The 21,690-nt window shown below is 62.6% G+C and carries 18 protein-coding genes and 1 pseudogene; 8 read left to right on the forward strand and 11 right to left on the reverse strand.

Annotated elements, in window-relative coordinates:
• Positions 1-64: 64 nt before the first annotated feature.
• Both AC0V7N_RS13620 and AC0V7N_RS13625 read right to left on the reverse strand, forming a co-directional pair.
• The gene (locus AC0V7N_RS13620; RefSeq protein ID WP_475458239.1) at positions 65-853 is read right to left on the reverse strand and encodes an APH(3')-II family aminoglycoside O-phosphotransferase; all 789 of its coding nucleotides are present in this window, start codon (positions 851-853) and stop codon (positions 65-67) included.
• Between the two features lie 65 nt (positions 854-918).
• Positions 919-2,253, reverse strand: coding sequence for a uracil-xanthine permease family protein (locus AC0V7N_RS13625; RefSeq protein ID WP_475458241.1), 1,335 nt, complete (start codon positions 2,251-2,253; stop codon positions 919-921).
• A 137-nt stretch (positions 2,254-2,390) separates the two neighbouring features.
• Between AC0V7N_RS13625 and guaD the strand changes: the two genes are divergently transcribed.
• Positions 2,391-3,755 (forward strand): guanine deaminase, encoded by a 1,365-nt coding sequence (gene guaD, locus AC0V7N_RS13630; protein ID WP_475458244.1) that lies wholly within the window; start codon positions 2,391-2,393, stop codon positions 3,753-3,755.
• Positions 3,756-3,857: 102 nt separating this feature from the next.
• Positions 3,858-4,609, forward strand: a pseudogene (locus AC0V7N_RS13635) (DUF5131 family protein).
• Here the strand turns inward: AC0V7N_RS13635 and AC0V7N_RS13640 are convergent.
• From AC0V7N_RS13640 to AC0V7N_RS13650, 3 genes are all read right to left on the reverse strand, one after another.
• The gene (locus AC0V7N_RS13640; protein WP_496627887.1) at positions 4,564-5,430 is read right to left on the reverse strand and encodes a three-Cys-motif partner protein TcmP; all 867 of its coding nucleotides are present in this window, start codon (positions 5,428-5,430) and stop codon (positions 4,564-4,566) included. The pseudogene AC0V7N_RS13635 and the gene AC0V7N_RS13640 sit on opposite strands and share 46 nt — an antisense overlap.
• A gap of 288 nt (positions 5,431-5,718) precedes the next feature.
• Positions 5,719-6,822 carry a redox-regulated ATPase YchF gene (gene ychF / locus AC0V7N_RS13645; protein ID WP_475458248.1) on the reverse strand — a complete coding sequence of 368 codons (1,104 nt, stop codon included), beginning with the start codon at positions 6,820-6,822 and terminating at the stop codon, positions 5,719-5,721.
• A gap of 118 nt (positions 6,823-6,940) precedes the next feature.
• Complete coding sequence (locus AC0V7N_RS13650) at positions 6,941-7,693, reverse strand: tetratricopeptide repeat protein (protein ID WP_475458250.1); 753 nt, start codon at positions 7,691-7,693, stop codon at positions 6,941-6,943.
• A 168-nt stretch (positions 7,694-7,861) separates the two neighbouring features.
• On the opposite strand from AC0V7N_RS13650, the gene AC0V7N_RS13655 reads away from it, so the two are divergent.
• Positions 7,862-8,140: a hypothetical protein gene (locus AC0V7N_RS13655; protein ID WP_475458252.1), complete on the forward strand. Its 279-nt coding sequence runs from the start codon at positions 7,862-7,864 to the stop codon at positions 8,138-8,140.
• A gap of 47 nt (positions 8,141-8,187) precedes the next feature.
• Here the strand turns inward: AC0V7N_RS13655 and pth are convergent, their stop codons facing one another.
• The 5 genes from pth to AC0V7N_RS13680 form a co-directional block, all read right to left on the reverse strand.
• Positions 8,188-8,907 carry an aminoacyl-tRNA hydrolase gene (pth, locus tag AC0V7N_RS13660; protein WP_475458255.1) on the reverse strand — a complete coding sequence of 240 codons (720 nt, stop codon included), beginning with the start codon at positions 8,905-8,907 and terminating at the stop codon, positions 8,188-8,190.
• A 23-nt stretch (positions 8,908-8,930) separates the two neighbouring features.
• On the reverse strand, positions 8,931-9,572 hold the full coding sequence (locus AC0V7N_RS13665) for a 50S ribosomal protein L25/general stress protein Ctc (RefSeq protein WP_475458257.1): 642 nt from the start codon (positions 9,570-9,572) through the stop codon (positions 8,931-8,933).
• A gap of 205 nt (positions 9,573-9,777) precedes the next feature.
• Positions 9,778-11,751, reverse strand: a complete 1,974-nt coding sequence (locus AC0V7N_RS13670; RefSeq protein ID WP_496627888.1) for a glycosyltransferase — start codon at positions 11,749-11,751, stop codon at positions 9,778-9,780.
• A 549-nt stretch (positions 11,752-12,300) separates the two neighbouring features.
• Positions 12,301-13,074: an alpha/beta fold hydrolase gene (locus AC0V7N_RS13675; protein WP_496627889.1), complete on the reverse strand. Its 774-nt coding sequence runs from the start codon at positions 13,072-13,074 to the stop codon at positions 12,301-12,303.
• A 249-nt stretch (positions 13,075-13,323) separates the two neighbouring features.
• Positions 13,324-14,571 (reverse strand): ROK family transcriptional regulator, encoded by a 1,248-nt coding sequence (locus AC0V7N_RS13680; RefSeq protein ID WP_475458264.1) that lies wholly within the window; start codon positions 14,569-14,571, stop codon positions 13,324-13,326.
• Between the two features lie 198 nt (positions 14,572-14,769).
• Between AC0V7N_RS13680 and AC0V7N_RS13685 the strand changes: the two genes are divergently transcribed.
• The 5 genes from AC0V7N_RS13685 (at position 14,770) to AC0V7N_RS13705 (ending at position 20,850) form a co-directional block, all read left to right on the forward strand.
• On the forward strand, positions 14,770-17,337 hold the full coding sequence (locus AC0V7N_RS13685; protein WP_475458266.1) for an ATP-binding cassette domain-containing protein: 2,568 nt from the start codon (positions 14,770-14,772) through the stop codon (positions 17,335-17,337).
• Positions 17,334-18,323, forward strand: a complete 990-nt coding sequence (locus AC0V7N_RS13690) for an ABC transporter permease (RefSeq protein WP_475458268.1) — start codon at positions 17,334-17,336, stop codon at positions 18,321-18,323. Before AC0V7N_RS13685 ends, AC0V7N_RS13690 begins: the two co-directional genes overlap by 4 nt.
• Positions 18,324-18,371: 48 nt before the next feature.
• The gene (locus AC0V7N_RS13695; RefSeq protein ID WP_475458270.1) at positions 18,372-19,373 is read left to right on the forward strand and encodes a rhamnose ABC transporter substrate-binding protein; all 1,002 of its coding nucleotides are present in this window, start codon (positions 18,372-18,374) and stop codon (positions 19,371-19,373) included.
• 77 nt (positions 19,374-19,450) lie between these two features.
• Entirely contained in the window at positions 19,451-20,212 is a 762-nt protein-coding gene (locus AC0V7N_RS13700) for a glutamine amidotransferase (protein ID WP_475458272.1), read from the forward strand.
• Between the two features lie 17 nt (positions 20,213-20,229).
• Positions 20,230-20,850: a nucleoside/nucleotide kinase family protein gene (locus tag AC0V7N_RS13705; RefSeq protein WP_475458274.1), complete on the forward strand. Its 621-nt coding sequence runs from the start codon at positions 20,230-20,232 to the stop codon at positions 20,848-20,850.
• Positions 20,851-20,869: 19 nt separating this feature from the next.
• On the opposite strand, the gene AC0V7N_RS13710 is transcribed toward AC0V7N_RS13705, so the two are convergent.
• Entirely contained in the window at positions 20,870-21,682 is an 813-nt protein-coding gene (locus AC0V7N_RS13710; RefSeq protein ID WP_475458276.1) for a 3-methyl-2-oxobutanoate hydroxymethyltransferase, read from the reverse strand.
• Positions 21,683-21,690: the final 8 nt, after the last annotated feature.

The raw sequence follows: 21,690 nt of genomic DNA on the forward strand, positions 1-21,690 counted from the left end.
CTTAGACCTGTGGCATGACAAAATCAAGACAAGCCCGGGATGTCGCCGGGCCGGCATCGGCCGCTCAGAAAAACTCGTCGAGGAGCCGGTACCAGGAAAGCTTCGCTGGCTCTGCTTCCGGTGGCCCGTAACGTTCGAGAAAAGGCTCTATCCAGGTCTCGCCGAGATTATAGCGGATGCTCCAGCAGGCGAGCGCCAGATCCTGATGGCGATCGGCGACGCCCAGCCGGCCGCAATCGATGAAACCGCTGAAACGGCCTTCGGCGGCCATGAAATTCGGCAGGCAGGCGTCGCCATGGGTAACGACAAGATCCTCGGTCGCCGGCCTCAGCGCCTCAAGCTCGGCAAAGGCCTTCGTGGCGGTCCAGCCCTGCCGTTCGTCGTCGAAATCGCTTTCGTCGACTTCGCCGGCATCCATGCGGGCCCGCGCCACCGCGATCCGTCGGTCGAGGCGATGGTCGAAGGGACAGGAGCGGATGTCGAGCGCATGCAGTTCGCGAAGCGCACTGGCCATGATGTCGATGACATCAGCCGGATCGATCGGCGCCGACGCCAGATCCTCGCCGGCGATCGCCGACATCAGCAGCCAGTCGTGACCGGCATGGCTTTCCCAAGCGATCACATCAGGGCAGGCGATGCCTTGTCCGGCAAGCCAGCGCAGCCGCGCGGCTTCATCGGCGAGTTCGGCAAAGGGACCGTTGCGCTCGCATTTCAGGAACAGGGCCGGCTTGCCGTCGGCCACCAGCCGGAACACGCCGGCCTGTGATTGGCCGATGGTTTGGCGGTGCCAGCGGTAGCCGGAGAGCCTGTTCTTCAGCGCCTGCGGCAGTTCATTTTCGGGGGCGAAGTTCATCGACAAGGATTGGGAGGCCGGGGATCGGGGAGGCCGGGACTCTGGTGTCCGGCCTCCCGATCTCTCTATCGCGCGTTCGGCAGGATCTGGTGCAGCACGATGGCCCAGACGGCGCCGAAGGCGATGGATGAGCCCAGAATATACTGCACGATATCCGGCAGCGTCTTGACGAAGTCTGGCGGCGCCAGCGTGGCAAACAGCGCCATCAGGATCGGCAGGCCGATGACCAGCATGTTCCGCTCGGTCAGCGGCGTGCCGCGCACCACGCGAAAACCGTTCATGGCGATGACGACGCACAGCACGCCGAAGACACCGCCGATGACCGGCCCCGGGATCGAGGCGATCACCGCCGATAGCTTGCCGATCAGCCCGAACAGCACCAGGAAGATACCGGCCGCGGCAAAGGCGGCGCGGCTGGCGATGCCGGTGATGGCGATGATGCCGGCGTTGGACGAGTAGCCGGTGACCGGCGTGCTGCACAGCAGAGCGCTGATCAGGCAGCCGAGGCCTTCGCCGGTGGCGCCCTTGTCGAGCTGCTCATCCGACAGCGGCCTGTCGATGACGGCGCCGACCGCGAACCAGGTGCCGGTGGTTTCGGCCAGGACGACGATATAGACGATCAGCATCGTCAGCGTCGCCGACAGCGAGAAGGTCACGTCGAGATTGAGGAAGGCAATGCGCGGCATGGAGAACCAGGTCGCGGCGGAAACGCCGGTCATGTTCAATTGACCCATGAAAGCGGCTGCGACGCTGCCGGCCACAAGCGCGATGATCACGGAAAGCAGGCGCAGCCAGGCGCCTTTCGCGCCAAGCGCCATGCCGGTCAGCATGCAGCCGACAAGCACCGCCGCGGCGATGAAGGCGAGGATGATGTTGCCACCGACGGTGGCGGTGCCGTGGACGGCGAACACGCTTTCCCTGAGCGCCACCGGCATCAGGGCGACGCCGACGACGATGATGATGGCGCCGCCGACGATGGGCGGGACGAAGCGGTTGACGAGGCGATGGAAAAGCTTGGTCGGCGACCCCAGCAGCATGACCAGTATGGCGCCCGGAATGAGCGCGCCGACCACAGCTGAAAGGCCGGCAATGCCGCCGCCGGCGCCGAAGGCAATCGCCAGCACCGCGCCGATCGGGACGAAGGACGGCCCTTGCACGACCGGTAGCCGCATCAGCAATTGCGACTGGATCAGCGTCGCGATGCCTGCCGCCACGAAGGCAGACTGGATGAAGGCGCCGGCATCGCCGACGCTGAAGGCGAGCACCGACGCGATGATGAACGGCACGATATAGACGTCCATCGCCAGCACGTGCTGGAGGCCGAGCAGGGCGGCCTTGCCCAGGGGCAATGGATCGTCCGGCTGGGCGATCAAAGTGATTTCTGGCGCAACGCGTTCCATGATGTCCCCTCTGGAAATCCCCATCTGATCATGTGATCAGTCGGCGGCAAAAAGGACAGCGGCGCAAAGCTTTGCCAACTGTTTTTTAATGGGGCCACGCAGGGCGGTCGCACGCGCCAGCGCAACCGGAGCGACAGATGACAAGAAAGCCCTTCACGCTGCGTGGCACCGCCTTCCACACGCCGGAGCGCGGCCGGCTGGAGGTGCTTGAGAGTTATCTGTTCAGCATCGACGCGCAGGGGCGTATCGCCGAGATTTTGGCGCCCGGTCATCCGGACTATGAGGCGCGAGAAAGCGATGCCCGCCAGTCCGGTACGCTGGTGCAGCTTGCCGATGGTCAGTTCCTGCTGCCTGGCCTAGTCGACCTGCACATCCATGCGCCGCAATGGCCGCAGATGGGCAAGGCGCTGGATGTGCCGCTCGAAGTCTGGCTGCAGAAATACACGTTTCCGCTCGAGGCCCGCTATGCCGATGTCGGCTATGCGCGCGAGGTCTACGCCGATCTGGTCGACAACCTGCTCGCCAACGGCACCACCACGGCGCTCTATTTCGCCACCGTCCATGTCGAGGCGAGCCTGGTGCTTGCCGAGACATGTCTTGAAAAAGGCCAGCGCGCTTTGGTCGGCAAGGTGGTGATGGACGATCCCGAGCAGTGTCCGCCCTCCTACCGCGATGCCGATGCGGCCAGCGCTGTCGCGGACAGCAGACGTTTCATCGCGGCGGTCAGGTCCCTGGATCCGGGCGAGAGGCCGCTGGTCCACCCGGTGATCACGCCACGCTTCATCCCGAGCTGCACGGATGCGGCGTTGCAAGGGCTGGGTGAGCTCGCGACCGAATTCGGCTGCCACGTCCAGACACATTGTTCGGAGAGCGATTGGGCAAAGCAGTTCGTGGAAGAGCGTTTCGGCCGCACCGACGCGGCAAGCCTGGACGGTTTCGGCCTGCTGACGCGCCACACCATCCTGGCGCATTCGAATTTCATCGACGGGCAGGATATGGACCTGATCAAGGAGAAGGGCGCCGGCGTCGCCCATTGTCCGCTCTCCAATGTCTACTTCGCCAATGCCGCGTTTCCGCTGCGCGCGGCATTGGACCGGCACATGCATGTCGGGCTGGGCACGGATATTTCCGGTGGCTACAGCCCGTCGCTGTTCGACGGCTGCCGGCACGCATTGTCGGCGTCGAGGACGCTGCAGAGCGGCGTCCACGCCGGCCTGCCGCCAGAACAGCGCGGTGCGCCCGGCGAGCCGATCACGCATCAGGAGGCGTTCTGGATGGCGACCGCCGGCGGCGCGGAAGCGCTCGACCTGCCGACGGGCAGTTTTCGCGCCGGCCATGAGTTCGACGCGCTGCTGATCGATACGAGGGCGAGCGCGTCAAACATCCACATCAACGCCGCCGACGACACGCTCGACGATGTCTTCCAGAAGATCGTGCTCAATGCGGCACGGGCGAATATCGCCACGGTCTGGGTGGGCGGCCGGATGGTGGTGGGGCGATGAGGGCCAATCAAAGGCCTCGTTGTGAACAAATTCCTAGAGTATGTCTTAGAGTGACGTTTACAATGTCTATGCCACTCTTCCATCAACACGGAAGGTGATGTGATGGCCGAAACATCAATCGAATGGACAGATGCGACTTGGAACCCGGTCGCCGGCTGCACAATCCTTACTGCCGGATGCACAAATTGCTACGCGATGAGGATGGCTGCTCGGCTGGAAGCCATGGGAGTGGACAAATACGTAGGAGTGACACGCAAAAGTGGTGGCAAAGCGAAATGGACAGGCAAGATTAAATTTGACCACGCGTCGCTTTCCGTTCCGCAAGAATGGAAGAAGCCCAAGCGTGTCTTCGTAAACTCAATGTCTGATCTCTTTCATGCGGAGGTGCCAACAGCCTTCATCGCTGAGATATGGCAGGTCATGGCCGCAACGCCTCGCCACACCTATCAAATTCTGACAAAGCGGCCCGATAGGATGTCGGAAGTACTCTCCTCCCTGAGTTCAATGTGCTTCCGAACGTCTGGCTCGGCACCAGTGTCGAAGATAGTCGGGTGCTGCACAGGCTGGATGAACTTCGGGCGGTTCCTGCCGCCGTGAGATTTGTTTCATTCGAGCCCCTGATCGGCTCTGTCGCTGGCGCCAATCTTAAGAGCATTCACTGGGCAATCGTCGGAGGCGAAAGCGGACCGCAGGCTAGGCCCCTAGATACTCGATGGGTGGACGAGATTTTCGACCAATGCACCGATGCAGACACAGCGTTCTTCTTTAAACAGTGGGGCGGCAAGAACAAGAAGGTGACAGGTCGCACCTATCGCGATCGGCTTTGGGACAATCTTCCCGATTTGAGAATATGAGAGGCCATCTTTGTCGCTAGTGCGACTGCGGCTGGGCTTGTGTTTGACACAGCGAAAAAGAGTGAAGCCAATGGTGCACCGCCTTTGTGATGAAGACGAACTGGGTCCAAAACAGCCCCTTTGAACACTGTTCGTAGGCGCTCCTTCACGTAGGATTCGATAGCGTTCACATCTGCTCGGCGAACTGCTTGCCCGTTCGTTTCGAATAGGTCTTGGCGAGTACTTTCGTGACTATACCAATGCTCGCGCCAATCGGTTGCTCCTAGAACGCGATCCAGGCTTGCCTGCTTGCTCGGATCGAGCTTTGCTGGGTCATGGGGAGCATTTCGGTAGAGACCTGACAACGGAAAGAAATACCAACAGTCTAGGGCTTCTGTTGCTGCGATGGCCTTTACCGTGTCCCAGGAAACCTCCATGCCATAGGGATCCAGGAAGACAACGCCACGAATTCCCCGGCCGACTGTCTCTGGACCACGCCAATTTGTGCGCTTGCAAAGGCGTTGGACAAGAGCGTTAGCATCCCCGTTCCGAGCAATTATCTTGCGATTGGGATACTCAGAGATCAACTCTTCGAGTTGCGCGAAACGGGAGCTATCCTGTTCGATCAGGACGATGGAATGCATCGGCGGGTCGACTTCGATTGCAATCCTAGCCGACCCCTGTGTCGTTACCTCTTCGGGTTCTGCCATTTCTGAACCGAAGAGAGGAAGACCGGGGCGGACTTCTGTACGGGTCCCAGAGCCGGCAAAAGCGTCGATGTAAATGCAAGCGAATTCCTGATCGCGCAAAGCGATAGCAAAGGCTCGAAGATATTCCTGCAAGCAACGGAGCTTCTTGGGGGTGTCTGGCCCCCCGAAGACGTGTGTTACCATCGTCGCATCCTCCACCCCGGTACATCGATACGCAGAATGAGTGGGGTGTCTAGGAGGAACTAGGTCATAGCGATGTATTTATCGCACAATTGAGGCCAAGTGATTTCGTCTACCCAGATATAGATCACCTAGCGGTACGCTTTACAGTATCGAGGCTGCAATTCGTACCCACTGCGCCATGTAGGTTCCTGCCTTAGCCTACATGGCGCGCTGCGACGAGCCGCGTGCTTCAAGACATCAAGTGTTGAACTTGAACAGCAGGACGTCGCCGTCCTGGACGGCATATTCCTTGCCTTCGTCGCGCGCCTTGCCGGCTTCCTTGGCCGCCACTTCGCCGCCCAGCGTGATGTAGTCGATATAGGCGATGGTCTGGGCGCGGATGAAGCCGCGCTCGAAGTCGGTGTGGATGACGCCGGCGGCCTGCGGGGCCTTGTCGCCCTTGTGGATGGTCCAGGCGCGCGTTTCCTTCGGTCCGGCGGTGAAATAGGTGATGAGGTGCAACAGATCGTAGCCGGCGCGGATGACCTTGTTGAGGCCAGGCTCGTCGAGGCCGAGCGAGGACAGGAATTCCATCTCTTCTTCATCGCTGAGCTGGGCGACTTCGGCCTCGATCGCGGCCGAGATCACCACGGTGCCGGCGCCCTGTGCGGTGGCCATCTTGTCCACCGCCCTGGTGTGCTCGTTGCCGGTGGCGGCGTCGGCCTCGGCGACGTTGCAGACATAGAGCACGGGGTGCGAGGTCAGCAGGTTCAGCCCCTGCAGGATGCGCAAATCCTCGGCCGAAATGCCCTTGAGCAGGATGCGGGTCGGTTTGCCGGCCTGCAGCAGTTCGAGCGCGGCCTCCATCATCGGCAGGACGGTGGTCGCTTCCTTGTCCTTGGTCGAGGCGCGCTTGCGGATCTGGACGATGCGGCGCTCGAGGCTGTCGAGGTCGGCGAGCATCAGCTCGGTCTCGACCGTCTCGGCGTCGGCGACGGGGTCGATGCGGCCCTCGACATGGGTGATGTCGTCATCCTCGAAGCAGCGCAGCACGTGCACGATGGCGTCGACCTCGCGGATGTTGGCGAGGAACTGGTTGCCCAGCCCTTCGCCCTTCGAGGCGCCACGCACCAGGCCGGCAATGTCGACGAAGGAGATGCGAGTCGGGATGATCTCCTTCGACTTGGCGATCGAGGCGATCTTCTGCAGGCGCGGATCGGGCACCGCTACCTCGCCGGTGTTCGGTTCGATGGTGCAGAACGGATAGTTGGCGGCCTGCGCCGCCGCCGTCCTGGTCAACGCGTTGAAGAGCGTCGACTTGCCGACGTTGGGCAAGCCAACGATGCCGCATTTGAAACCCATTGTGTCCAGTCCTATCGGGAAAAGCGAAATTTGATGAGGGCTATGGGCGATAGGGGTGATCAACGTCAAGCCCCCAGCGGGACGGGTGGCCCGGCGGAGGCGAACCCAAGACCGGCGTTCAGCCTGCCAGGTCTCGCAATCTGGCGAGGCGGCGGGGTTCCTGGCCGGCAAAGGCTGGGTCGTTCCCGAGGACGGTTAGCGCGAGGCGCGCGCTCGAGCGTGCGCGTTCCAAGTCGCCGAGCCCGGCATGGCACTCGGCCAGTTCCTCGTGAATGTAAGGCGCCTGATCGCCGTCGACTTCCGCCGCGCTGGCCGTCTCTTCGGCAAGCCGCCGGGCCTCGTCGAAGCGGCCGAGCGCGCGCAACGTCCTGATGACGGCGTAGCGGGCGACGCGCAGTTCCCGGGCATGGCCGTTCGACCGCCGCACCTCCACCGCCTGCTCGAAGACAGGCAATGCATCCTCGAACCGGCCGGCGTCGAAATAGGACCAGCCGAGATTGTTGAGCAACGGCCCGCACCATCGCTCGGCCTGCGGATGTTCGCCGACATAGGCAAGGCCAATCGCGGTCCATTCGACGGCGTCGTCGAGCGTTCCGACGATGGCAATCATATGGGCCGCATCGGCCGCCAGGGCATGGGCCCGTGCCTCTCGCGCCAACCGCCATGCCTCTTCAAACAGCGGCCGCGCCAGATCCCGCTGTCCAGCGGAATTGTACAGCCGGCCGCGCTCGATGGCGCATGTCGCACGCCCTGTGGGGTCGTCGCCGGCAAGAAGCGCGGCCCGGTCGATCAGCTGATGAGCCGTCCCGAAATCGCCGGCCAGCCCCAGTTTCCTGGCTTGTGCGGCTAAATCAGAAACAGTGTCCGCCATTCCGATGCCGTCTGCCGCCGACGCTGGGTGAACTGCTAGCCTGGGGCATCGCCTGACGGCAAGGCGCGCCGGCCGCCGATCACGCGTTCGTCAATACGGCGTGATGCTTGCGTGAGCTAATTTAGCGGCGTCGCGTGACGACAGTTTCACCAGAGAGGGAGTTCTGAAATGACCGAATTCAAGCTTTCCCGTCGTGACAGTCTGCGCAATATCGCCGTGCTCGGCATGGCTGGAGCTGCCATTGCCGGCAGTGCAACGGTTCTTTCGACCAGCACGGCCGATGCCGCGCAACCGCATATGAGCAAGGCGTTGTCCGATCTCCAGGCGGCGCTCAACCAGCTTCAGGCGGCCTTGCCAGACAAGGGCGGCCATCGCGTCAAGGCCATGGCGCTGGTGAAGGATGCGATCGAGGAGACGACCAAAGGCATGGCCGTCGGCGCGATGTAGTTTTGCAAGGTCGGCGCTGCCTGTATTGTCAGGCGGCGCCGGTCGCTTCAGTCTTTTCCGAACAGTTTCTTCAGCATGGCGGCCATCGGCCCGGATTCCGGCAGCTTGGCGGGCGCCTGTTGCGGGCGTGCCTGGCGGATGTGGCTCTGCTGTTTTGGAGCCTGCTTTTGCGCCGGCTTTTCCGGCTCTGGGGCCGCCTTGCCCTGGACGGCGAGCGCGGCCTTGTTCATGAAGCCGGATTCGTCGCCCTTGACGATCATGGCGGCGTTGTCGGCGATCGCATCGAGCAAGGGATCGAGCCATTCGCGGTCGGCCTTGGCGAAATCGCCGAGCACGTGATGCTGGACCATTTCCTTGACGCCGGGATGGCCGACGCCGATGCGCACGCGGCGATAGGCGTTGCCGACATGGCCGTCGATCGAGCGGATGCCGTTATGGCCGCCGGCGCCGCCGCCGGTCTTGATGCGCAATTTGCCTTCGGCAAGATCGATCTCGTCATAGAAGACGGTGAGCGCGGAAAGGTCGAGCTTGTAGAAGCGCAGCGCTTCGCCGACCGACTGGCCGGACAGGTTCATGAAGGTCTGCGGCTTGATCAGGACGATCTTTTCGCCACCGAGCGTGCCTTCTGAAATCAGGCCCTGGAATTTCTTCGACCAGGGCGAAAAGGAATGGCGGCGGGCGATAGCGTCCGCCGCCATGAAACCGACATTGTGCCGGTTGCCAGCGTATTTCGCGCCCGGATTGCCGAGACCTGCAAACAGCAGCATCGTCTGCTCCGGGCGGGAAAGAGTTACTTCTCTTCGGCGGCAGGGGCCGCTTCAGGTGCAGCCACTTCAGCCGTCTCTTCCGTCTCCGGCTTCATTGCCGACGAGCCGGCAATGGTCGCGATGGTGAAGTCGCGATCGGAGATGACCGGCTTGACGCCGGCCGGCAGCTTGACCGCCGAGATGTGGATCGAGTCGCCGATGTTGGTGCCGGTGAGATCGACGGTGATGAATTCCGGGATCGCATTGGCCGGGCAGTGGAACTCGACTTCGTGACGCACGATGTTGAGCACGCCGCCGCGCTTGATGCCGGGCGACTTGTCCTCATTGATGAAGTGGACAGGCACGTCGACGTTGACTTCGGTGTCCTTGCCGATGCGCAGGAAGTCGACATGGACAGGGAAATCCTTGACCGGGTCGAGCTGAAAGTCCTTCGGCAGGACCTGGATCTTCTTGCCGTCGACATCGATCGTGGCGATCGTGGTCAGAAACCCGCCGCCATGGATCTTGTAGTAGATGTCCTTGTAGGTGAGCGCGATTGCCAGGGGAGGCTGCTTGTCACCATAGATTACTGCAGGCACTTTACCGTTGCGGCGAACTGCACGGGCGGACCCCTTACCGACCTGTTCGCGTGCTTCGGCCTTGAGCTCGTAAGTGTCGTGGCTCATGGCATTTCCTTTCGGGTTGTTCTGGAGCGTTCGCGGTGGGCAGTGCGCCTGGACCGTAAACGTCGAAAGCCGCCGGGTGAGGCGGCCTTCCGCCGCGTTGCCTCCAAGGGTGTCTACGCGGGTGGCGGCTCTATAGCGGAAGGTGGCCACAGGTGCAAGCGGTTGGGCTGGCTATGCCTGCGGCGGCGACGAACGATGGTCGGCATCATTGCCACGACATAAGTTTAGACAACCGGCGGCGGAGCTTTTGGGTCAAAGTGCGTTTGGCTTGCGCTCGGGAGCTGACCTGCACGCGCCAATCCGGAATATCATTCTGGGATTGCGTGCTCGTCGCCCGGGCCTTCCGCGCCAGCCATGTCACGTCGACAGGCGCGCATCCGTTGGCCAGCAACCGGTTGGTGAGCATCTGCTCATTGAGAATAGCCCGGGCCTTGCTTTCGAAAAACGGCAGCGTTTCAGGCGTAAGATCGAACCTTGAATGCCAGACTGGCCCTTTGCCGGCTCCGTCGCCGGTGAGCCAACGCAGCAAAAACTGCTGATATCCCTTTGAGATCGGAGCGTCATCACGGAAGGGTTGCCGGGGGTTGCCGCTGAAAATCGGCGCGTTCCAGCTGACGCTTACCAAAGATCCCAGGCCGCTGAGTTGCCGCGGCTGCATCAGGATGAACGAGCTGCGGAGCCAAGCTTGCGAAGGGATTCCGAAAATCGAGATGGCCTCGCCGTGAAAATCAATGCGGCCCAGCGCCCCTTTTAAATCAAGGAACGACCGCAACAAGCCGCCATCCATCAATTTGAGATGGTCGGATGCGGATGCCGCGAAAGCCGAAGTGGCCAAGTGGATGAGATCATAGTGATGAAGTTTGGCGCCGGTATGATTGATACCGCCGTCCCACGCCGAGAACTCCCAATCGTCGTTCGACGCGCCGATCAGCTCGACCTCGCAGTCGAGATCGGAGCCGTGACCGACTGGCAGCGCATTGTCGATCACGAGCATGCGATGCGCAACGTCCGGCATCTGGTCGGCGAACATAGCGCGCAAGTCCTGCCATGCGGTCGGATACTTCTCGGTCCCGTGACGCGCCATCAGGGTCAAAACACGAAGCGGCGGGGCGTGGATGGCGGATCCAGGCGCGCCGTTTTTCGGCGTCAACGCCGTCTTCCCGTCAAGCGCGAGAGGATCTTTTTCAAGGTCTTTTTCGAGACGGGATGGCGGCTTCGGTCGGACCTTCGGTCCGGCGGCTTGCGCGGACGTTTGACGGCGGTCGGACCTCAACGGGTCATGAAATGCTTCCATCTCCTTGCGGACGGCGGCGAATATTGCCTCTTCCTCAGGTCCGCCGGGGGTCTCCCAGAGCTTCGCCCGTTCGGCAATATCGTAGGTTGCCTCCAATTCCGAGCAGACGGCGGCGAATGCCGCGTCGCCATCAAGGCCATCCCGTGCTTCCCACAGTTTTACCCGGTCCACTATATCGTAGACCGCCCGCAGCAGCGCGGTGGCGACAACATAGTCCGACCGCGACCTGGACTGAGCCAGCCAGTACGCTATGCGCTTCTGCCCGAAAGTCTCCAGGGGGGTGCTGGCGTCGAAGAACGAGACCCTGTCTCGCTCGCTCGTATAACGATTGGTTTTTTCAATCCATTGATGCGCATCCCGATGCGACAAATTGTGGATGCACACGCCTCCATCATGCGGGACATCGCAGACCTCGCCCGTTATTCGTCCGACCTCTTCATGCAGTGTCGAAACGAATTCCGCGGCGCCGCGGCGAAAGGCGCGCACATTGTAGGACGGCCAGTAATAGGCATCATCGTCGTGGCGACCCATAATGTATTCGCGCTTGGGGAAGCGAAACACGCCAGCCGGGTGGGAGCCGGCATTTTCCCTTATCCAGCGAATGGCTTCGACGCTGAGGCATTCGTCATGATCGAGATAGAGTATGAAGTCGTGTGAACAGGCGTCGTAGGCGACGAACCGCGTCTCGGTGGGCAATGGCGACCAGGGCACGGAGATGACTTTGTCGGCAAAGCCGGCCGCAACAGCAGCGCTACCGTCGGTGGATGATTTGTCGACGATAATGAGCTCATCGACAAATCGCAAGGAACGCAAGCAAGTCTTGAGAATTTCTCCACTGTTGTAGGTTATGACGAAGCCGCTTATCTTGGGGCTGTTGACACCCATACATCTCACCTTTGCCGAAGCATTACTCGCGCTACACCCTATAGCAGAATTGAGAGCCTACAGGTCAACTCCCCGCCGCTCATCATGCTCAATTTCCTTTTATGCCAGCCTGCACATTAGAGGACGAACGAAGGAAGCATATCGATCCCATTTGATGGCAAGTCCGTGCAACGAACGCCGCGACTGGCTGGCCCGCACTGGCTAGGCCAATCGACGTTGCCATGACGCAAGCTCAATCCGCTTTGGCACTGCATGCTCCCCACGAAAAGGCGACGCGATTGATTGATGTTGACCTTGGCGCTGCGCGAGCGCCCTTCAAGCCGCGCCGGGGCTGTTCACCACGGCCGCAGTGCCCGGCCGGCCGGTCGGCTTGGGGTCGCGACATTCGAACGAGCCGGCCCCGGGCGGTTGAATTCCATACCGCCCAGACGCGGCCAGCCTCGCTAGGGCAGTTCACCGTTTCACGGAAACGGCGACCTGCTCTAATTCATTGTCTGGACGAAATTCCCAAGGGAAAGCGCTATGCGCTTTTCCCGCGGGAAAACCGTTTCACACTTTTGCGTGGAATTGCTCTAACTGAGCGGCCTGCGAGATGAGCTGGGTGATCTCGCGCGGGTGAGAGATCAGCGACAAATGGCTTGCCTTCACCTCGATGGCCTTGGCTTTCATGCGTTTGGCCATGAAGCGCTCGAGATCCGGGTTGATGGTGCGATCCTCGGTCGAGACGGCATACCAGCTTGGCTTCGAGCGCCAGGCCGCCTGGGTTGTCTTGCCGGAGAAAAGCTTGTCCGAGATCGGTCCCTGGACGGCATAGAGGATACGCGCCTTCTCGCGAGGAATACCGCCGGCGAAATCGCGCAGGAAAGCCTCCTCGCTGAGCTTGCCATAGCCGCCGGACCAGACAAGGCCTGCCGAGGCGGGCGGCGCCGCAAACGTCTTGGCGAGCGCCGTATAGTCTTCACCGGCATCGGGCGCGCGCGCCGCGACATAGACGAGCGAGGAAACCTTTGGATCCACCCCCGCCTCGCTGACGATCATGCCGGCAAAGGAGTGTCCGACAAGGATCGTCGGTCCATCCTGGAGAGCGATCGCACGGCGTGTTGCCTCGACGCCCGCCTCCAGCGTGGTCAGCGGGTGCTGGACGACGGTTGCGTTGAAGCCGGCCTGCTGCAGCAGGCCAACCACCTCCGACCAGCACGAGCCATCCGCATAGGCGCCATGGACCAGGACGACATTGCGGACCTCGGGGCGAACCTCGGGGCGAACCTTGGAGCCCGTCTGGGCTTGCGCCTTGGCGGAGCCCGCCAGGATGCCCGCCGCCACCCCGGCGACGAGCGTGGTGGAAAAGTACGCCTATTCAACATGATCGTGGATTCCTTGAGGTGTTGGCGGACCGCGCCCAGACTTCCGCTGGACACGCCGCAAATGCTTTGCCCGGCGCCTATGTCCAGTCTTCGCGGCCTACCGGGCCTGCGTTACAGCCGTCACCGCTTCGTGATCGCAAGCCTCGGCCTTGCAGCCGGAGCAGATGATTGCGTAGGACTGGCTGTGGGTGCCGTCTGCACCTGGTACTTAGTTTCCAGTCAGCGTCGAAAGCGCGCTAAGCAGCTTCGTCCGGTCCTTGCCGATCATCAGCACGCCGCTGTCGGGTGCCAGCAGCGCCGAGAATGGCAGCATGGCAGCGCCGATCGACGAGGCTTCCGGGCCGAATTGCCCTGGCACGATCTCCGGCGCTACGATGCCGATGGCGCTGGTCCGGTTGAACTGGGTCTGCACCCTTGCCAAGAGTTCGAGATGGATCGGCCGCGGCAGGATGCTGTCGAGAACGATGGCCTCGATGTCGATGATCGAAGTGATGGCGATGATCGCCTCGACGAGGGCATTCGCACAATCGTCGATCCATTCGAACAGCGGCTCGCGTGCGCCCGGCGGCAGCGGATCGAGCTCCCGCACACGATTGATCACCACGCCGCGTGACTTCAAATGATTGACCAGCACGTAGATCGAGGCGCGATGCAGCAGGCTTTGGTAGCGCGCCGGCTTGGCCGCCACCGAATCGAGACTCGAGGGCGAAACCGGCAATGGGCCGAGCGCGGCACTATTGCCGTGCGGCCCGGTATGGACCTTGCCGCCTTGCACCAGCCCGCCGCCGACGAAAGTATCGATCGATATGTGCATGAAGTCGCGGAACCGGGCGCCGGCGCCCTGAACAAGTTCGGCCAGCGCCGCCGAAGTGGCATCGTTTTCGACGAACACCGGCGTCTTCGGCGGTGTGGCAAAGCATGTCGTCAGGTCGATGGCCTCCCAACGGCTGCCGAGATCGTCGGGAAAGCCGAGTTCCTCGCTCCAGCCGCCGAGGAAATACGGTGAGGCGATACCGACGCCGACGATGCTGGCATCGCCAAGCCCGTCGACCAGTTTTTCGAAATTGGCCAGCGACATGTTGCCGGCCTTGAGCACCAGATCGGGATCGGGGAAGCGGTATTCGTGTGACTCGCGTGCCCGAACCTCGCCGGCGAAGTCGACGAGTACGGCTTCCAGCGCACGCCGGCCGATCTTGATGCCGACGCTGTAGATCCGCTCCGGTGTCAGCCTGTAGAGCGTGGAGGGCGATCCGCGTTGTCCGAACCTTTTTCCCACTTGCTTTACCAATCCAGACGACTCCAGGCCGTCAACAATGGCGGCGACCGCGGCCGGCGTCAGGTTTGCCGCGCGCGCCAAGTCCGACTTGGAGGCTTCCTTAAGGCGACGGATGGCATCGAGCACGAAACGCTCATTGTAGTGCCGAACCTTGACAGAATTGCTACCTTTTCCGGACAAAACCGGCCTCTCCCCATCTATTCTCGCGAAGCCACCCTGATCGCCTACAGCTTTGAAACTGCTGCGATCGAGGCGCTTTGAGCGCACCCGTGCACGACGCAACACTGCGCGTTGGAACCGCGTAAGTCAATTTTCCAGTTGCGATCCAGCTCTATTTAATATAGCAAATTGAAAAAATAACTAGACCAGGGAGGAGATGTGCTGCACTCGGGCACACAGAGCGAGGCCGACGCGGCGAGGGTGCGGGATGTTGCTGTTCCCGTTGCCCTGGTTCAGGCGACGAAGGCTTTCGGCGGCACCGTTGCGCTCAAGGACGCCTCCTTCGAACTGCGCTCCGGTGAGGTGCTGGCGCTGCTTGGCGAAAACGGCGCCGGCAAGAGCACCTGCGTCAAGCTTCTGGCCGGCGTGCATTCTCCCACCAGCGGTCACGTCGAGGTCGACGGCAAGGCGATAGTCTTCCGATCGCCGCACGATGCGCAGGCGGCGGGCATTGCGGTCATGCACCAGCATCCCGGCCTGTTTCCGGACCTTTCGGTGGCCGAGAACATCTATCTCGGCCACATGCCGCGCGACCGCTTCGGCGGCATCGACAATACCGCCATGCTTGCCGGCGCGCGCAAGGTGCTGGCGACGGTAGGCCTCGATGTGCCGGCCGCAACGCGGTTGGGAACGCTGCGCACATCTGAACAGCAACTGGTCGAGATCGCGCGTGCGCTGTCGCTGGATGCGCGCGTGCTGATCATGGACGAGCCCACGGCAGCCTTGTCGCAGCGCGAGGTCGAGCGGCTGTTCACCGTCGTTGCGGATCTCAGGCTCCACGGCGTGGCGATGATGTTCGTCGGCCACCGCATGGATGAGATCTTCCGCATCGCCGACCGTATCGCGGTGCTGCGTGATGGGCGCCTGATCGGTGTCAAGCCGAAGGCCGAGCTTGGTCGCGCCGCCGCCATCAGCATGATGGTCGGCCGTGAAGTCACCGACCTCTACCCTGAACGACACCACGCCACCGGTGCGCTGGTGCTGGAGGCGAGGGGGCTTTCGCGCGCCGGCGGCTTTTCCGGCATTGACCTCAAGCTTCACGCCGGCGAGGTGCTGGGCCTTGGCGGCCTGGTCGGCAGCGGGCGGACCGAGATCGCGCGCGCGCTGTTTGGCATCGATCAGCCGGATGCCGGTGAAATCCTGATCGATGGCAGGCCCGTGCATTTCGCATCGGCGCGCGATGCCATGGATGCGCGCATCGCCTATGTCTCGGAAGACCGCATGGGCCAGAGCCTGGTGATGGACTTCTCCATCCTCGACAATGCGGTGCTGCCCGTTCTCGATAAGGCCGCTCCAGCCGGCTTCTACGGCACCGACCGCGCCATCGACCTGGTCGCGGATTGGCTGAAGCGCATGAAGCTGCGTTTTTCCGGCTACGGACAGCCTGTCAAGGAGTTGTCGGGCGGCAACCAGCAGAAGGTGGTGCTGGCCAAATGGCTGCGCACCGAGCCGCGCGTCCTCATCCTCGACGAGCCGACGCAAGGCATCGACGTCGGCACCAAGGCGGAAGTGCATGCGATGATCGCCGACCTTGCTGCGCAAGGCATGGCGATCCTGCTGATCTCGTCGGAAATGCCTGAACTGATCGGCATGTGCGATCGCATCGTCGTGCTGCGCGAAGGCCACCAGACGGCCGAGTTCGCGCGCGGGCAAGCAACCCAGGAAAAAGTCCTGGAAGCGGCGACCAGGACCGATGAACGCGCCGACCAGGCACAGCAGATGGAGCGAGCCGTTCGCGAGGAGAAGACCGGAGGATCATTCGATTTCCTGAAGCGGCGGGAGTTCGGGCTGCTTGCCGCGATGCTGGCCGTCGCCATCCCGGTCACCATCATCAACCCGCGCATGGTGAGCGCGGCAAACCTGACCGCTTTGTCGATGGACGCGGCCTTGCTGATCGTCGCGGCCCTCGCGCAAATGCTGGTGCTGATCACCCGCAACATCGATCTTTCGATCGCCGCCGTGATCGGCCTCTCGGCCTATATGGCGGCCAGCATGGTTCAGGCCTATCCGGGACTCGACATCGGCATCGGCCTGGCGACCGCATGCGCGGTCGGCACCGCGGCCGGCCTCCTCAACGGCCTGGTCGTCACCAGGGGAAAGATACCGGCCATCGTCGTCACACTGGCTTCGATGTCGATCTTTCGCGGCTTCAACTCGATCTGGGCGGCCGGCGACCAGGTCAGCGCCGACGAGGTCACGCAGGCGTGGCTCGACATGACTGGGCTGAAGGTCGCCGGCGTGCCGCTGATCGTCGTCATCGCCATTCTCATCCTGTGCGCCGGCTATGTGCTGCTCTATCGCACGGCCATCGGGCGCGAGCTGTTTGCCACAGGCTCCAATCCGGACGGCGCGCGTCTCATAGGCATTCCGGTGGACCGGCGTATCCTGCTTGCCTTCGGCACGGCCGGCCTGCTCGGTGGCCTGTGCGGGGCGCTCTGGGCATCGCGCTACGCCACCATCGATGCCCGTGTCGCCCTCGGCTTCGAGCTCACGGTCATCGCTTCGGCGGTGGTCGGCGGCGTCGCCATCCGTGGCGGTTCGGGTACGCTGCTCGGCATCATCCTCGGTGCACTCACTTTGCTGGTCATCAAGAACGGGCTGACGCTGGTGCGCGTCGATCCGCTGTGGCTGCAGGGCGTCTACGGCCTGGTGATCCTGGTCGCCATCGGCATCGACACCTTCATCGTGCGGCGCGCCGAGCAGGCAAGACAGGCGAGGGCGAGATGAGAAAATTCCTGCGCTCGATCGACTTCTGGGACCTTTTGCTGGCGACCGCTTGCCTCGCCATCTTTCTCTACGCGGCGGTCTTCGTGCCGAACTTCGTCTCAGGCTTCAACCTTTCGCAACTGGCGGCGAGCGCCTCGGAAAAGGCGTTGCTGATCCTGCCGATGACGCTGCTCATCATCACCCGCGAGATCGACCTGTCGATAGCCTCGGTGCTGGCGCTGACCTCCGTCGTCTTCGGCTTGCTCGTCCAGGCCGGCGTGCCGACGCTGGCGGCCATCCCGCTGACACTTGTCGCCGGCGGTCTGCTCGGCGCCTTCAACGGCTATCTGGTTTCGGGGCTCGGGCTGCAGTCGCTGGTGGTGACGCTCGGCACAATGGCGCTCTATCGCGGCATTGGCTACATCCTGCTTGGCACCGGTTCGGTCAACATATTGCCGCCCGCGGTCGTCGATTTCGGCATCAACAATTTGTCGGGTACGCAGATCCCGTGGACCATCGTGCCCTTCCTGGTGCTGGCGCCGGTGTTTGCGGTCGTGCTGCAGAAGACGCCGACAGGCAAGCGCATCTACGCGCTCGGCGGCAGCCCCGAAGTGGCGCGCTATTCCGGCATCGACACGCGAAAAATGGTGCTGAAGCTGTTCGTCATCTCCGGCGTCGTCGCGGCCATTGCCGGCATCGTCTACACGGCGCGGCTTTCCAATGCCCGCGCCAACAATGCGCTCGGCATGGAGCTCGACGTCATCACCATCGTCCTGCTCGGCGGCGTCAGCGTGTTTGGCGGCAAGGGGCGGCTCACCGGCGTCATGCTGGCGCTGCTGCTGATTGCCATCATCCGCAACGTGCTGGCGCTCAACCAGATCGGCGGCGACGCGCAAGGCATGATCATCGGCCTGCTTCTGATCGGCTCGCTGCTGGTCGGCAATTACTGGCGCTCCCTGGAGGAGCGGCTCTCAAGATCGCGCGTCCTGCGCGAAACCAAGGGGTGATCTCGGGCCCCTTCCTTCAAGCCCGAATGTTCTGACGGAGGAGTCACAATGAAAGCGTTTAGATTAGCCTTGCTCGCATCCGCGGTTCTGCTCGCACCGACCTCGCTGGCTCTCAGCCAGGAATGCGCCAAGGAACCGGTCACGGTCGGCTTCCTGCCCAAGCTCGACACCGATCCCTACTTCAAGGTTGCCCAGCAGGGCGCCGAGGAGGCCGCCAAGGAAATCGGCGGCAAGGCGATCCAGGTCGCGCCTTCGCAAGCAACGGCCGAAGCGCAGATCGATTTCATCAACAGCCTGGTCTCGCAAAAGGTCGGTGTGATCGCGATTTCCGGCAATGACGCCAACGCCGTCGCCCCGGCCTTGAAACGCGCGGCACAGCAGGGCGTCAGGGTCGTCTCCTACGATTCCGATGTTGCCGGCGACGCACGCTCGATCTTCGTCAACCAGGCCAAGGGCGACAGCCTGGCCGAGATGATGCTGGAGAGCGCCTACAATCTGACCGGAGGCGAGGGCGAGTTCGCTATCCTGTCATCAACGCCGACGGCGACCAACCAGAATGCCTGGATCGACTTCATGAAGAAGAAGATGGCGGCCGAGCCGAAATTCGCCAAGATGAAGCTGGTCCAGGTCGCCTATGGTGAGGAGAGCGAGCAGATCAACCAGCAGCAGGCGCTGGCGCTGGTGCAGGCCTTCCCCGACCTCAAGGCGATCATCGTCCCGGCTGGCATCGGCCTGCCCGCCGCGGCGCGTGCGCTGGAGGAAGCAGGACTCATCGGTAAGGTCAAGCTGACGGGTCTGGCGCCCGCGACGCTGATCTCGAAATACATCAAGGATGGCGCTGCCCAGGACATCTGGTGGAATGTTTCCGATCTCGGCTACCTGACCTACCAGGCGGCCCAGGCGCTTGCTCAGTGCAAGATCACCGGCAAGGAAGGCGACAAGTTCAGCGCCGGCCGGCTCGGTGAATACACGATCGGCGCCGGTGGCGAATTGATCCTGGGACCGGCCAAGATCGTGACGCCGGAAAACCTGGCCGAGTTCAAGTTCTAAGCCTCCCAAGGCTTTGCGGGCGCCGGTTCAAGCCGGCGCCCGCCTTTCAATCTTCAGTCGGAAATCGCGAGGCGACGATGAAACTCTTGCTGGCAGGCGAGACCTTCGCGGCGACGACTTCGGTCGCTGCCGGTGGCGACGTGCTGACGAGTGCTGCGTGGGTAAATGGTGCGACAGCCTTCAATGCCGCGCTCGCCGCGGAGGGCATTGCGGTGACGCAGATCGGCGGCGATCGCTGCGCCGCCGAGTTTCCCTTCGACCTTGATGCGCTCGCTGAGTTCCAGGCGGTGGTGATCTCCGATGTCGGCGCGCTGACCTTGCTGGTGACGCCGGATGCCCGTGCCGGGCGTGTCGGCGTCAACCGGCTCGAGGTCCTCAAAGCCTATGTTGAAGCGGGCGGCGGATTGATGCTGGCGGGCGGCTATATGGGATTTCAGGGCATGTTCGGGACGGCGCGGTTCTACGACACCCCGGTCGAGGATGTGCTGCCGGTCCGCTGCCTGCCGTTTTGCGACGGCATGGAGGTGCCGCAGGGTCTGCAGACCTCCATCCTGCAGCCGTCACATCCGATCCTTGCCGGCCTCGAGGGGCCATTGCCGCCGATCCTCGGCATGAACAAGCTGGATTTCAGGAGCGACGGTTCATCCCGGCTTCTGGCGACATGCCACCATCGCGGCGCGGACTGGCCGTTGCTTGCCGTCCGCAATCACGGCCGCGGCCGCACGGTGGCCTGGGCAACCGACATCGGCCCGCACTGGCTGTCGCAGGATTTCCTGGGATGGCCGCTCTACGGCAAGCTGATGGCGAACATCGTCCGCTGGCTGGCAGGCAACGATTAGGACGCCTCGAGCAGATCATGAACGACTGGAACGATCTCGTATCGCGCATTCGCAAAACCGAGGCCGGCGGTGTCCGCGTCATGATTGCGATTGGCGGCCCGCCGGCCGCCGGCAAATCATACATATCCGAGCGATTGCGGTCGGAACTGGCATCGGAAGGCGCCGAGATCCTGCCGATGGATGGCTTTCACTACGACAATGCCGTGCTCGACCAGCTTGGACTGCGTCATCGCAAGGGCGCACCCCAGACATTCGATTTCGACAGCTTCGAACTGACCTTGCGCCGCGTGCGTGACACCGAGGCCACCGTCGCCGTGCCGACCTTCGACAGAAGCCTGGACCTGTCACGCGCCGGAGCGAGGCTCATCGCTTCGGCAACCCGCTATGTGATCGTGGAGGGCAACTATCTGCTCCTCAACCGCGCGCCATGGTCTGGTCTGGCACGGCTGTTCGACCTGACACTGTTCCTCACGGAATCTCGCGCCCAACTGGAAGAGCGGCTGCTGAAAAGGTGGACCGATCTCGGCTATTCAACGAGGGATGCCGAGGCCAAGGTGCATGGCAACGACATGCCGAATGTCGATTTGGTTCTTGAGCAGAGTTCGCCAGCTGACGTCGTCTGGCATTCGGCCAGCTGATCGCCGTAGGCCGGAGAAATCAGAGGCCCAGGGCGATCTTGAACGCCGCAAGCTCGTCGTCGGTGATGGCGACCACGTGCTGCGGTTCGGGGTAGGCGCCTGTCTTCACGTCGGAGATGAACTCGCGGTAGGCGGCGATGCGCTCGCGCTGCAGCCGCTCATACTCGGCGGCGAAGTTGCGATAGGTCTTGGCGTGGCGCGGTCTGTGGCCTGATGTGTGGCCGAGCACGTCCTCGCTGAACAGATACTGCGCGTCGGCATGCGGTCCGGCGCCCATGCCGAGCATGATCATCGGCGTACTCCCAGTGATCAGTTCGGCGACCCGGTCCGGCACCACTTCCAGCTCGGCGCCGAAGCAGCCGATGGCTTCCAGCCGCTTGACGTGATCCCACACCGCACGCGCGCTCTCGGCCGTCCTGCCGACGGCTTTGAAGCCGCCGGTCCAGGTGCATTGCGAGGGGATCAGGCCGACATGGGCGATGACCGGTACGGCGTTGTCGCAAAGCGTCTTCTGGATATCGAGCGAGGCGGCGCAGTAGAAGCAGTCGCCGCCGATGCGCATGAAGTGGTAGGCGGTTTTCAGATAGTCCTCCGCCGTGACCAGATTGCCGGCGGGGCCATAGGGAAGCCCGACCTGCACGAAGCAGCGGCCGGCCGCCTCGCGCATCTCGGGCGAGAAGAAGCGGCCTTCGATCGACAGCATGTCGACACCGGCCGCATCCGCCGCCGCAGCCTCTTCGAGCGAAGTGACGTACAGCATGGAAATCTTCTGCCCGCGGCCCTTCATGGCGCGGATGTCGGCGACGGTTGGACGAGGGCTCTTGGCGACCATTTTGTTTC

The organism is Mesorhizobium kamtschaticum (assembly GCF_056174585.1).

Coding starts and splice junctions, on each gene's coding strand:
- AC0V7N_RS13705 (WP_475458274.1), top strand. CDS start 20,230: ATGAACGACTGGAACGATCTCGTATCGCGCATTCGCAAAACCGAGGCC.
- AC0V7N_RS13655 (WP_475458252.1), top strand. CDS start 7,862: ATGACCGAATTCAAGCTTTCCCGTCGTGACAGTCTGCGCAATATCGCC.
- AC0V7N_RS13700 (WP_475458272.1), top strand. CDS start 19,451: ATGAAACTCTTGCTGGCAGGCGAGACCTTCGCGGCGACGACTTCGGTC.
- AC0V7N_RS13670 (WP_496627888.1), bottom strand. CDS start 11,751: ATGGGTGTCAACAGCCCCAAGATAAGCGGCTTCGTCATAACCTACAAC.
- AC0V7N_RS13690 (WP_475458268.1), top strand. CDS start 17,334: ATGAGAAAATTCCTGCGCTCGATCGACTTCTGGGACCTTTTGCTGGCG.
- AC0V7N_RS13650 (WP_475458250.1), bottom strand. CDS start 7,693: ATGGCGGACACTGTTTCTGATTTAGCCGCACAAGCCAGGAAACTGGGG.
- AC0V7N_RS13710 (WP_475458276.1), bottom strand. CDS start 21,682: ATGGTCGCCAAGAGCCCTCGTCCAACCGTCGCCGACATCCGCGCCATG.
- guaD (WP_475458244.1), top strand. CDS start 2,391: ATGACAAGAAAGCCCTTCACGCTGCGTGGCACCGCCTTCCACACGCCG.
- ychF (WP_475458248.1), bottom strand. CDS start 6,822: ATGGGTTTCAAATGCGGCATCGTTGGCTTGCCCAACGTCGGCAAGTCG.
- AC0V7N_RS13695 (WP_475458270.1), top strand. CDS start 18,372: ATGAAAGCGTTTAGATTAGCCTTGCTCGCATCCGCGGTTCTGCTCGCA.
- pth (WP_475458255.1), bottom strand. CDS start 8,907: ATGCTGCTGTTTGCAGGTCTCGGCAATCCGGGCGCGAAATACGCTGGC.
- AC0V7N_RS13625 (WP_475458241.1), bottom strand. CDS start 2,253: ATGGAACGCGTTGCGCCAGAAATCACTTTGATCGCCCAGCCGGACGAT.
- AC0V7N_RS13620 (WP_475458239.1), bottom strand. CDS start 853: ATGAACTTCGCCCCCGAAAATGAACTGCCGCAGGCGCTGAAGAACAGG.
- AC0V7N_RS13665 (WP_475458257.1), bottom strand. CDS start 9,572: ATGAGCCACGACACTTACGAGCTCAAGGCCGAAGCACGCGAACAGGTC.